The organism is Ferruginibacter paludis (assembly GCF_030409685.1).
In the GTDB taxonomy this organism is placed as follows: Bacteria; Bacteroidota; Bacteroidia; order Chitinophagales; family Chitinophagaceae; genus Ferruginibacter; species Ferruginibacter paludis.
The window spans coordinates 32,618-45,453 of the sequence record NZ_JAUFQJ010000006.1 but is presented as its reverse complement, the minus strand read 5'-3'; the positions used below and the strand labels follow the sequence as shown (position 1 = coordinate 45,453).

General features: G+C 35.3%; 10 protein-coding genes and 1 pseudogene. 5 read left to right on the top strand and 6 right to left on the bottom strand.

Annotated features, from left to right (window positions below; translation table 11 throughout):
- Positions 1-67: 67 nt before the first annotated feature.
- From QWZ08_RS10705 to QWZ08_RS10690, 4 genes and pseudogenes are all read right to left on the bottom strand, one after another.
- Positions 68-582, bottom strand: a pseudogene (locus tag QWZ08_RS10705) (DUF417 family protein).
- Positions 583-786: 204 nt separating this feature from the next.
- Positions 787-2,721 carry a sigma 54-interacting response regulator gene (locus tag QWZ08_RS10700; protein ID WP_290337401.1) on the bottom strand — a complete coding sequence of 645 codons (1,935 nt, stop codon included), beginning with the start codon at positions 2,719-2,721 and terminating at the stop codon, positions 787-789.
- A 41-nt stretch (positions 2,722-2,762) separates the two neighbouring features.
- A complete protein-coding gene (locus tag QWZ08_RS10695) occupies positions 2,763-5,393 on the bottom strand; it encodes a tetratricopeptide repeat-containing sensor histidine kinase (RefSeq protein WP_290337400.1) in 2,631 nt (876 codons plus the stop codon).
- A 42-nt stretch (positions 5,394-5,435) separates the two neighbouring features.
- Positions 5,436-7,976, bottom strand: coding sequence for a tetratricopeptide repeat-containing sensor histidine kinase (locus QWZ08_RS10690; RefSeq protein ID WP_290337399.1), 2,541 nt, complete (start codon positions 7,974-7,976; stop codon positions 5,436-5,438).
- 492 nt (positions 7,977-8,468) lie between these two features.
- On the opposite strand from QWZ08_RS10690, the gene QWZ08_RS10685 reads away from it, so the two are divergent.
- The 5 genes from QWZ08_RS10685 (at position 8,469) to QWZ08_RS10665 (ending at position 11,883) form a co-directional block, all read left to right on the top strand.
- On the top strand, positions 8,469-8,834 hold the full coding sequence (locus QWZ08_RS10685; RefSeq protein ID WP_290337398.1) for a hypothetical protein: 366 nt from the start codon (positions 8,469-8,471) through the stop codon (positions 8,832-8,834).
- A gap of 233 nt (positions 8,835-9,067) precedes the next feature.
- Complete coding sequence (locus QWZ08_RS10680; protein WP_290337397.1) at positions 9,068-9,988, top strand: SDR family NAD(P)-dependent oxidoreductase; 921 nt, start codon at positions 9,068-9,070, stop codon at positions 9,986-9,988.
- 49 nt (positions 9,989-10,037) lie between these two features.
- On the top strand, positions 10,038-10,862 hold the full coding sequence (locus QWZ08_RS10675; RefSeq protein WP_290337396.1) for an SDR family oxidoreductase: 825 nt from the start codon (positions 10,038-10,040) through the stop codon (positions 10,860-10,862).
- Positions 10,863-10,876: 14 nt separating this feature from the next.
- Positions 10,877-11,347, top strand: coding sequence for a permease (locus QWZ08_RS10670; protein WP_290337395.1), 471 nt, complete (start codon positions 10,877-10,879; stop codon positions 11,345-11,347).
- 2 nt (positions 11,348-11,349) lie between these two features.
- Positions 11,350-11,883: a permease gene (locus QWZ08_RS10665; protein WP_290337394.1), complete on the top strand. Its 534-nt coding sequence runs from the start codon at positions 11,350-11,352 to the stop codon at positions 11,881-11,883.
- 197 nt (positions 11,884-12,080) lie between these two features.
- Here QWZ08_RS10665 and trxA read toward each other — a convergent pair whose 3' ends face one another.
- Positions 12,081-12,386, bottom strand: a complete 306-nt coding sequence (trxA, locus tag QWZ08_RS10660; RefSeq protein ID WP_290337393.1) for a thioredoxin — start codon at positions 12,384-12,386, stop codon at positions 12,081-12,083.
- A gap of 167 nt (positions 12,387-12,553) precedes the next feature.
- A complete protein-coding gene (locus tag QWZ08_RS10655) occupies positions 12,554-12,790 on the bottom strand; it encodes a hypothetical protein (RefSeq protein ID WP_290337392.1) in 237 nt (78 codons plus the stop codon).
- Positions 12,791-12,836 lie beyond the last annotated feature (46 nt).

Genomic DNA, 12,836 nt, shown 5'->3' with positions numbered 1-12,836 from the left:
TTAACTGGCAGCTGGCATTACTTTCTTTTTTGATGAGATAAGTAAAGTCTCGCCGATTCACTCATGGTTATATTGCCCCACCGAGAATTACCAGATCTTTTATAACCAAGCGGCCCCTGCCAGAAAGATATGGAAAGCCCCATTGTTGGTCTGTTAAATGGGTACCCAACTTTCTGGTGTGGTTATCAGGAAGGACAGTGTTACAAAAGAAAGTATAACAAGTAAGCTGCCAATCGTACTTGCCAACGGTGCCAACTTATGTAAGGTAACCAGTATTGCTATTAAAACCAGAAAAACTCCCAGCCCTTTTGAAAAACCATACGTATTATTTTCAGTATGCCACCTGTGGTTATCAGTTACTAATTCACCTTCTTTGTTTATATGTTTTTTATAATCAACCGGATGTTTATAAAAGAAGGACATGAATGGGCTGTTGGCAACAAACGGAACAATGCCATCTGCTTCGTAAGTAAAAAATTTGAGGCCACCTATCCACAAAAAAACAATTACAATTCCAAAGCGGATTACTCTTTTACCGAACTGATCGAGGCCGGATATAAATTTCAGGAAAGTATTTATCATATGTCAGCATTTTTCTATTTTAAAAATCATTCAGCTAAGGTGTTTATACGTTTTTACCATGCTGTTAAAACCAATAATATGCATTTGGTAAATGCTAAACTAATTAAGGCATGCTGTTTTTATAATATAGGAAAGCCATGTTTTTTGATAATTTACTCCATGACTGTTTAAAGGGAAATAAAGAGAAAAAATATAGCAAAAGCTTTACAGGTAATCTTCTTTTTTTATGCCAAGTTTTGTCATCCTAGATTCTAAGGTGGTTGGTGGAAGGTTTAATAATTGGGCAGCACCGCCTTCTCCCCGTATTCGGCCACCAGCTTCTTTTAATGTAGCTCTTATGTATTCTCTTTCAGTATCGGTTTTAATTTTTTTAATATCACCAAGGCTCTGCACACCCTCAATGTCATTGGGCTTTTCAACAATTATACGAACGTTCTTCAATGACCTCTGAAGCACCAGCCCGGATATGCCATCATTTAATAGTACTGACTGCTCAATTATATTTTCCAGTTCCCGAATATTTCCGGGCCAATTATATTTTATTAATGCTGCCATCATTTGCTCAGTAATGCCGTTAAATTTTTTCTTAAATTTTTTACAAAACCGTTCTGCAAAATAAACGGCCAGTTTTGGAATGTCAGTTATGCGATCTCTTAGTGGTGGCAGCATTAATGGAAACACATTCAGCCTGTAAAATAGATCCATTCTAAATCGATCTTCAGCTACTTCTTTTTCAAGCACCCTGTTGGTTGCAACTATTACCCGTACATCTAATTTTACAAGTTCCTTTCCCCCCACACGTTCTATTTCTTTTTCCTGTAAAACCCTTAGTAATTTTGTCTGCATTTCGAGCGGCATTTCACCAATTTCATCTAAAAATATAGTACCTCCGTTTGCTTGCTCAAACTTTCCCGTTCGCCTCTCAGTAGCACCAGTAAAAGCCCCTTTCTCATGCCCAAATAATTCAGACTCAATAAGCGTAGGGGAAAGCACGGCACAATTAATTTTTATAAATGGGTTGGATTTTCTTTCGGATAGCTGGTGAATACAATTTGCGATACGCTCTTTGCCGGTACCGGTTTCTCCCTGTATCAATACGGATGTATCGAAGGGGGCAACCTGCTTCAGCAGATCAAGTATAGAGACCAGCGACGGATCATCACCAACAATGCCTTCAAAATTATCAGTGCCGGAATGCGCAGGTGGCTTCTGATTTTTTTTTAGTAATGAAATGTACCCACAAGTATTGATTATATAGTCATGCAACCTGCCAAGTAATGCAATATGTTCTCCGTTATAAGCATCTTTTTTACGGCTGTAAAAAGATAAGATACAGGTATTATTATTTAAATCATTAAAAGGGATAAACAAGTTGGCTTCGAGTCTAAAAGTATGTGCCAGTAAATTTTTAAAGGGATTTATTTTACGCACCTTAATAAAATCTTCGCCATTGTACCTTGCAGGCTTTTTATCAATAATAGTAGCCTGCTGTATTTTTTTTAAACCCTCCATTTTAATTCCTGTCAGCTTCAAGAGTTCGGGAATACCAATTGCCTGGTATTGTTCCGTACCCTGTCGCAGAAAGCCAATCCCTTCGTAAGGAATTTCACCAGTGTTAATTTTGCCTGTGGCCAGGTAATCAAAAGGAATATGGGATTGTAAAGCCATTACAATCTTTAACAGTTTTTCATCTGCTGTTATGGTTTCGTTGTGAATTGTTTCCAGCGAACTAATTAATAATTGTTCCCGCCGCAATGATGATTCCAGACCGTTTTGATAACGATACCTGGCAATATCCAATGCAACCAGTACATCCTTTTCTCTAAAGGGTTTTACCAGAAACCCATAGGGCTGTGTTGCATTCGCAGCTTCTAGGATGCTTTGGGTTGAATAGGCTGAAATATAAATAAAGGCAATATTGTCTTCCCTTAACTGATGTGCCAGGTCAATACCTGTTAATTTCCCTTTCAGGTTAATGTCAAGTAATACAAGGTCGGGTTTGTACAAGCTTATCAACGTGATTGCTTCTTCAACGCTGGCAGCAGTACCCGGTACTGAATAGCCTGCTTTTTCAACAATAATCCTCAAATCTTCAGAAACTATAAATTCATCTTCAACAATTACAACTGTTTTATTCATTTCCAGATACGTTTATTTTTAGAGATCGATATTTAAAATATTTAATCAACTATTTCTGAATAAAGTTTTTTAACAGGCTGACTTGCAGTTTTAAACAGTTCATTTCGCATCAGTTCAATCACTTTGGATTCTTTGAATCTAACTTCTATTTTTACACCATTATCATTTTCAATATTAAAACTGCCGCCCATTTGCTTACTTAATCCTTGCATAAGGCGAATTCCAAATGATGCTTTTTTTGTAATGTCATAATTTTGTGGAAGTCCTGTTCCATTATCGGTAATAGTTAACAGAAAGTTATTCGAATCTTTTGAGTGGGTAATGGATATAGCCACTGCACCTGATGATTTGCCGGGGAAAGCATATTTAAAAATATTAAAAACAGCTTCATTCAAAATTAATCCCAGTGGTACAGCCTGTGCAACATCCAAATTTGAATCAGTAATGTTTAGGTCAAACACTATCCCTGATGAATCCGTAAAACTATTTCTTATATGTTCTACTAATTCATGCACATATTCCCTGATATTAATAAAGGCACTCTCTTCTGATTTATATAGCTTTTGATGTATCAATGATATCGCCTGCATGCGTTCCTGGCTCTCTCGTATTGCGTTTACGGCATCATCGCTTTTAAGGTAACTGGATTGTGTATTTAGCAGGCTAATAATAATCTGGAGGTTATTCTTAACCCGGTGATGCACCTCTTTTAATAGCCATTCTTTTTGCTCAACCAGATTTTGTAACGATATGTTTTTTTGGTTAATTTCTTTTTGTTTCACTTCTAATAATTTATTGCTTCTTTCCTTAAGCCGAAAACGGTTGTAGACAAGGCCGAGGAAAATTGCTAATATGGCTGCCCCTGCAATTATAATATTCTTTGTGTACTGGTCTTGTTTTATTTGCGCTTTCTGCAAGGATGCCTGTTGCCCAAGAATTTTTATATTATCATCTTTTTTTTCTGTTTCATATTGAATGCGTAATTCCTGAATTTGTTTCGTCTGATCTTCATTTGTAAGCAATTCTCTCATTGCAATACTCTTTTGTGCATGTAAAAATGCATTCTTGAAATCTCCTTTTGCTGAATCTATTATTGAAAGCCCTATTTCAATATTTGTTAAATAAATTTTTTGTACCCCTTGTGGTAATGCTAACACTTTATTGAAATAAAATCGACTTTTTTCAAATTTTTTCATGCTTAAGTATAAAAACCCTAAACGATAATTAAAATAAGACAACTGAATGTCACCACTTAAAATATAAATTTTGTTTTGCAATTTATTAGCCTCATTGATATATTTTTCAGCTAACGAAAAATTCTTAAGACTTGCGTAATTTCCAGCCAGAATAACAAAGGTCTCTTGTTGTTGAACAGGGTCCTCAGACGGGAATCTCTTAGTTATATCTTGTACAATTTGTATAGCTTTTGCATATTCCCCGTTATTCCTAAAAATTTGACTAATCATGCCCACACATTTATACATAGATGGGTCACCTCCTGCTGCCTCAAATGCTGTTAAAGCTTTTTGGGCCCAGGTAAGCGCTTCCTGTTGCTTATCGGTGAAAAGTAGATATGCATTAGCTACCCTGGCACATATATATGGGTAAGCTGCTGCATCTTTAGAGGCTTCAGCTGATTTTAAAGAAAATAACCCATACTTTAAAGATGTGCCTGATTGCCCTTCAATTTGTGCAATTAATGCAAGTAAATCGTAGGTATATTGCTTTTGAATAAAGTCTATGGATTCTTCAATTTCCAGCGCCTTTAAAAATGCATTTTTAGAATCCTCTACTTTTCCTGCTGCAAAACTTAAATAACCAATATTCATTAATGTATTCACTTGGTTTTCATTATCATTTAATTGTTGAAATAGTGTGTCTGCTTTTCTAAGCTGATTAATGCGCTCAGCAATTGTATTTACCTGGAAGGGACTGAAGGTACCCCAATAGGTTCTGGCCATTGCTTCTTCATGTTTGTCATTTGCTTTAACTGATAGGGCGATGGCCTGATTAAAAAAACTATCTGCGGTATTTAAATTCGCTTTTTCCAGATAGCATTTCACAAGGCAATAAAAAATTTGTATAAGGGTCTTGTTGTCCTTGCTGATAGTGGCTTCCAGTTTTGCGGCGTTTAGAAAAACAATTGCATTGTCTATATCACTTTTATTTTCACCAGGTTGAAAGGCGTAGTAATATCCAATTAAACTCAGCAGCCGCTCCCTTTTAGCGACATTACCTGATATTGCAAGCTCCTTTGCTTTATTAATATTTTGTTGGGCTACCCAGCTGTTTTCTTTATCAAGCAGGATATCATCAAAGTTCTCTCCAATCACAAACAGCCTGTTAAGATGATTTTGCCTGCTGGCAATAGCAAGGCCACTATCTATATCAATCTGATTTTGTCTGGCTACATTCAAATATGCGGCACCAAGTTTTAAAAATAGCCGCTCTGAAAGAATATCTGGTCTGGTTTTTTGCGAAAAGGAAAGTTGTGGCAGCAGGAGACATACCATAAAACACTTCCAAAAATTTTTGCTGGAAAATAAGATTCTTTTCTTACTTTTTATTTTATCTAAAGACCGGTAAGAAAAAGATTGTGATTTACCTGCTTTTTTAAACTGTGTTAAGAAACCAAAAAAATAATAAAAAATAATTTGGAAGCGTAGTAGCATCGATGGAGTGTTTTATTTTACTCAGATTAATGAGTTGATTGGTTATACATCAGCAACGCCTTGCAGGGCATAAATTTCATTATTCTTGTTACTGATAAGTTTTGCTAATTTAGATTCTCTAAAAGCAACTTCTATTTTTACACCATTATCGTTTTCAATATTAAAACTGCCGCCCATTTGCTTACTTAATCCCTGCATAAGGCGAATTCCAAATGATGCTTTTTTAGTAACGTCATAATTTTGTGGAATTCCAGTTCCATTGTCGGAAATAGTTAACAGAAAGTTATTCGAGTCTTTTGAATGGGTAATGGATATAACCACCTTGCCAGTTGATTTGCCGGGGAAAGCATATTTAAAAATATTAGAAACAGCTTCGTTTAAAATTAAGCCTAGTGGAACTGCCTGTGCAACATCCAGGTTCGAATCTGTAATGTTTAATTCAAACACAATTCCTATTGAATCACTAAAGCCATTTCTGATATGATCTATTAATTCATGCACATATTCTCTGATATTAATAAAGGCACTTTCATCTGATTTATATAACTTTTGATGTATCAATGATATCGCCTGCATGCGTTCCTGGCTCTCTCGTATTGCGTTTACGGCATCATCGCTTTTCAGGTAATTGGATTGTGTATTCAGTAAGCTGATAATAATCTGGAGATTATTTTTTACCCTGTGATGTACTTCTTTCAGCAACCATTCTTTTTCTGACAACAGGCTCCCCAATGTTTCATTTTTGTATGAAATAGCTTTGTTATTCAATTGCTTTAATCTGAATTGCCGGTATAGCAAGCCAGTAATGATTAAGAGTAAAAGTATGCCTGCGATGGCTACATTTTTTGCCAGGGTTGCCTGTTTAATAGTTCCCTGTTGAATCAATTTTTCTTTTTCCAGTAGTTGTATATTCTTTTCTTTTTCTGTAGTTTCAAAAGCCAATCTCATTTTTTCAACCTGCTTAATTTTATCTGTGTTAAACATGGAATCGTTGATTGCCGTGTATTTTTGGAAGTTTTGAAGTGCGGAAACATAATTACCTGTGGCCGAATCAGCCTTGAATTGCATCCATCTTATATTTCGCAGCAGGTCGGTGGAATTAGACATTTTATTATCGAAAGAAGCAGTTTGTAAAGACCTTGCAAAATAGCTATTGGCAATTTTGTACTTTTTTTGCTCAACATAAAATTTCCCAATTTTGTAGTAAGCTTCAGGTCCGCAAATTGATTCAACAGGAGATATTTCTTTTCGCCTGTTTTTTTGCGCTAATTCATCCAAGGCTATCATTTGAACATAAAATCTTTCAGCAATATTATATTCATGTAGTGCAGCATAGCAATCAGCTTTGGCCGCTGCCATTGTCTCTTTATCAACTAACCTGACTGCCGGAAGTTCTTTATCAAAATCAATCAATAATTTTAATGCTTCCCGGGGTTTTTGTAATTGAATTAGTTGATCAGCGGCATTGGCATAAGTATGGTATAGCCATAAATCATTTATTTTATCTTTTGCGGATAAAAAATACTTTAAACTATTTTCATGTTGATTAAGCAGTGCATAAATTCCTCCCAATTGGTAATAGACAAGATATAGTCTTTTGGTGTCTCCGAATTCTTCCATATTTTTTAAAGCCTCCAGGGCATAAAATAATGACTCGTTAAGGTCTCCCATATGTTGACTTACCATTGACATTAGGTAATAAAATTTATTTACCCTTTTTTGATTTGCTAATTTGAGTAAATTAATTCCTGCCTTAATTTTTTGTTTTGAACTATCGTATTCGGCGTGATACCTATAGACTTCTGCTAAGTTAAACATTAAGTCAGCCGCCCGTATTGTGTCTTTTAATTCATAAAAGAGTTGCAACGCTTTTTCAAAGCAGTATATCTCGTAACTATATGTGCTGTCTGTATCGGGTATATATTCTGCTAAGACATTCCAGCTTTTAACTTCATTTTGTTTATCACCATTTTCGTGGTAATATGTAATAAGTTTCATAATAGATTCTTTCCCTTTATTAATTTCTCCTACGGAAAAATAATATTTGCCTAATGAAAAAAGTGATTCCTCCTTCCAATGCTGATCCTGAATTGTCTCTGATAGTAATAGCGCTTTGTTGAAGTATGGGTAAGCGCTATCTAAATTATTTTTTTGTTCACCCGGAAGAAAAAGGTAATGTTCTCCCAAAACAAGTAATAGTCTTGCCTGCTGGTTTTTTGAAACGAGTGGTATAAATGTTCTTGCCTGATCAACATCTCCTTTTTTTGCATTGATCTTGCATTGTAAGAAACATGCCTCGTAATAGCCGGGATTGTAATGAAGCCTTTCTGCTAATTTTATGGCCTTTTTCGAATAATAAAGAATGCTGTCATCTATTTTTCTTTCATACCAGTAAAAACTACATATCCTTACAAGTAATTTAATTTTGTTGGAATCTTCATGAGCCGTATTTAGTTGTTTAAGTAATAACTCGTTTGAATTGTCTTTATAATTAGTAATAGCTAACCCCAAATTATCCAGTTCCTGCGACCGGCTTTCTATTGATATAAATAATAAAACTGTTAGCCATATAATTTTAATCATAGCTAGAAATATTTTAAGTTGTTCTTATAACTTATTGTTATCGAAAGTTGCTAAAATTATCGGAGTCCCTCTTTGCTTTGCAATTCATACCATTTGATTTTAAGAGTCAATTATTACTAAGTTTCAGGCGAAAATATTTTCAGCATTTCCTTAAATGGGTAAACAAACAGAAAAATGACTAATTGTAAAGCACAATCAAAATACAAAAGGTGGATTTAAAAATCAAAAAAATTGAGCAGTATACAAAAGAGAATTTCTTTGTTATAATCCAATTTTGCAACTCACTCATAAATCATTAAAAACTATTTACTACTTAGTTATACTTGCTCTATCAAAACAGAGGCAATAAAATGTCAGGTTTTGATATTATTAATTTATTTCTCTCAAATATCTTTTTTATAGTTCTTTAGCAATTAATATTTGGTAGCTGACTTTTGTTCAAACGGGTAATTATTTTACAATTGCCCTCTTTTAAAAACAGATTCATTTGTTATGAAAATATATTTAAGCGCATGTAAGGTAATTGATGATCTTCACCAGCGTGGATTTACGGATGATTTCGAAGTGAAAGAAGATGCTTTGCTATGGGTGCAGAACAGGATTGTTTTAGATCCGGATCAATTTTCAATTATTGAATGCCATCGGTTTTTAGATGCAGGAGGAAATAGACTAATCATCTCTGGTGTAATATCGGTTTGCTATGAAGCTAAAGGGATTTTGATTAACAGGTATAGTATTTTAAGAAATAAATTTCCGTCTGTTATTGAAAAAAAAATTAAAAAATTATTAGCTAATACCTGTAGAGATGAAAGCCAATATAGCAGTCTCATTTTTATTGATTATAAAGATCAAAAATAGTAATGAGCATTAACGAAATAGTTTCAGATATTACCCCAATAAATATGACTGCGCTTTTTATTTTAAGACCATAGAGGAGTAAGCAGTATTGATGAATAATACGAATGAATTTGTTTCGCAAAATATTTGAATCGCAAGGTAAAATCTAAAGGTAGAATTATGGTTACTTTTAATTTTAATGAAAGTTTAAGTAGTCAATATGACAAGGGATACCAACCAATAAAAATTCAACTATGCAATTAATAACAACTGGTTTCGGAATGAGGTCAACTGCTGCAGAAGTTGCTGCTAGCGTAAACCTTAGGGGAAAACATGCTATTGTTACAGGAGGAGCTTCGGGCATTGGCGTGCCTACTGCACTTACATTGGCTGCACATGGCGCAGCCGTAACATTGGCTGTTAGAAATGAACTGGCTGCACAAAAAGTAGTGGAAGAAATTATTGCCACTACCGGTAATAAAAATGTTTACGCCGCTACGCTTGATTTAAGTAATCGCAAAAGTATCCGGGAGTTCACTGCAAAATGGAAATGCCCTTTGCATATACTCATTAACAACGCAGGGGTTATGGCCATACCCGATCTGCAACTTACCGAAGATGGATTGGAAATGCAGTTTGCCACTAATTACCTAGGGCATTTTGAATTGACTCTTGGTCTGCGGGAGGCACTGGCGGCTGCAGGTAATGCACGTGTAGTTGCTGTAAGCTCCAGCGGTCATTTGTTATCGCCAGTTATATTTGATGATATCAATTTTGATTTCCGCTTTTATGATCCATGGGTAGCTTATGGACAGTCGAAATCTGCCGTAATACTTTTTGCCGTGGCAGCAAGTAAACGATTGGCACATGCCGGTATTACAGTAAATGCTTTAAACCCCGGGGCGATTGCCACCAATTTACAACGTCATGTCGGGGGACAGCTTAAAACGCCGCCGGAACTGCAGAAGACACCGGAACAAGGTGCTGCGACTTCTATATTATTGGCAACGGCCCCATTAATGGAAGGTAAGGGCGGACACTATTTTGAAAACTGTAATGAGGCGCCTGTTGTTAGCAAACGGCCGGCAGATTATCAAGGTGTCGCAGCTTATGCATTGGACTCAATCAACGCAGATCGGCTTTGGGAAACTTCATTGGAATTGCTTGCCAGATAGCTCTATTATTTTTAAAAGCTAAGATATTTTCAATAAAAAATTAAAGAAAATGGAAAACAAAACTGTTATCATTACCGGCACCTCATCGGGCTATGGAAAGGCTATTGCGAAAGAATTTGCTAACCGTGGCTGGAATGTTATTGCCACTATGCGTTCTCCTGAAAAAGAAAAAGAATTAACGACAATTAGAAATATTTTTGTTACCCGGTTAGATGTAAAGGATATACTATCAGTAAATAATGCGATACGGGAAGGGATTAATAAATTTGGCAGAATTGATGTGCTTATAAATAATGCAGCACATGGATTAGTGGGTGTTTTTGAAGCGATATCAGCCGAGCAAATCCGTGACCAGTTTGCAGTGAATGTATTTGGTTACATGGATGTAATAAGAGAGATATTACCCCATTTTAGAGCGAATAAAAAAGGCATTATCGTAAACATTGGGTCGCAGGGTGGTATTATTACCTTCCCACTGATGTCGCCATATCATGCAACAAAGTTTGCACTTGAAGGGTTTACAGAATCATTGTCTTACGAACTTGCTACCATTAATGTGATTGTTAAACTGATAGAACCTGGTGGTGCAAGTACCAGCTTCTTTAAAAATTCGCAGGCACCTTCAAGACCTGTGCCGGCCGAATACAGCCGTATTGTGAATAGTACCGGAATGGATGCATTGTTTGAAAAGTATAAGGATAAATTAAGCACTACGGAAGAAGCCGCGGCATTTATTTACAATGCTGTAACAGATGGTACAGACCGGTTCAGGTATTTGATAGGAGAGGAGATGCGGCCATTTTTAAATGTAAAAAAGCAAGCTTCTGATGAGGAATATGTTCATTTGATGAGGAGCCAGTTATTACCCGTTTAAAATAAATTTCATTAATGGAAGTTCTGATAATACTGACCTTCATCGCTATTGCATATTCCTGGTTTGTTGATAAGGAAAAAACAAAGCAAGGTTTAAGTGCAGGCGTAATTATGTTCTTAAATATTTTACCAACCATACTGGTTGTTATAGTATTGATCAGCGTAATACTTTATTTTTTACCAAACGAAACCATTGTGCATTCTTTTGGAAAAAGTGCTGGTTTTTTTGGTTATCTCCTTGCGGCAGTAGTTGGTGCAATTGCGTTAATACCTGGTTTTATTGCGTACCCGCTGGCAGGTACGTTATTATCGAATGGCGTATCGTATCCGGTAGTTGCTGTTTTCATTTCCACCTTATTAATGGTTGGGGTGATTACCTTACCGCTTGAAGCTAAATATTTCGGACTGAAGGTTGCACTGATAAGGAATTCATTGTATTTTATTGGTGCTATAATTATCGGATTAATCATTGGTTTAATCATGTAAACATGAAAGGCTTTTTAGAAAAAAATAAGTGGGGTTTGATTATTTTCATTGCTTTTGTAGCATTTACCATCGCTTCGTTTATCCTGAATATTCAGGCAGGCAAAGATATTTATAAAAAAAATTTTGTTCTCTTCATCAGGGAAATGCTGTTTTTTTTACCATTCATGTTCATCCTTATTGGGCTTGCTGATGTTTGGATAAGTAAAGACAAGGTGGAAAAAAATATTGGCGAAGGTTCCAATATTAAAGGAACAGTATTTGTGATCTTGCTATCTATGCTGCAGGCCGGGCCATTGTACAGCGCATTTCCCGTAGCATATTTATTATGGAAAAAAGGTACAAGTGTTCGGAATATTTTTATTTATATAGGTGCGTTTAGCACCTTAAAACTCCCTTTATTAATGTTTGAAATTGGATTCCTGGGATGGAAATTCTCCATACTAAGATCTCTCATTACCTTACCAATTATTATTTTGATAGCTCTAATAATGGAAAGATATTTAAAAAATAAAAACTTTGAAATTAATAATGTTTAAAACGAATTCAATTTTCCGACATAAATATCAAAAATTATTATTGAATCGCCTGGTAACTTTTTATATCAAATTATGACACAAATCAAAACTTGTACTTGATATCAATTAATAAATTCAAGTAAATTGAAAATTAATTGAAACAATTGTTATTGTTCGAATCTCACCAATAGATTTTTAATGTAAAAGTATTCGACAAGTTATAATCCTTGCGAAGTATGCTGTTTTAGGGTACTAACCAGCGCCCCTTTTGTAACCATGCCGGTTTGCCTCCACAACTGATTGCCATTTTTAAAAAGTATAAGAGTAGGGATGCTGCTAACTTGAAATTCGCCTGCAGTCTGCGGATTTTTATCCACATCTATTTTTATAATGGTAACGGCATCGCCAATCTCCTGCTTAACATCTTTAAGAACAGGGGCTATCATTTTACACGGACCGCACCAAGGCGCAAAAAAATCTACCAGTACAGGTTTGTTTGATTGAATGATTTCCTTGAACGTCATGACTTTATTTTTTATTAGTTATAAATATGTTGCTTTTTTATTTTACTATTATATTTCACCCATATCCACATCTCTGTATTAACAATACAAGTAATTGTCCCTTGATGTCAAGCCATCCATTCAAAATACATTGATTAGCGTGATTGCAACAAATCTTTGTTCAGGTTCTATTTTATTTCTTCATAAGTAGTTTCCTTTTCAGGAATTTTGAATTTTCTGTCTGGCAAGCCACATCCGCCTACGCCGCAACAGCCTACATTAAATAAAGGCATAAGTGTAAATAATATCCCTAAAATCCCCAGTACCCATTGCCTTGTTGCAATGGATTGCACTATAACACCAATTCCTATTGCAAGCCTTAAAAATCTCATAAAATTCCAATTCCTAAAAATCATTTGCTTCATAAAAATTGTTTTAAATTTTGATGCCCCTTAGCATAACTACTAAAAA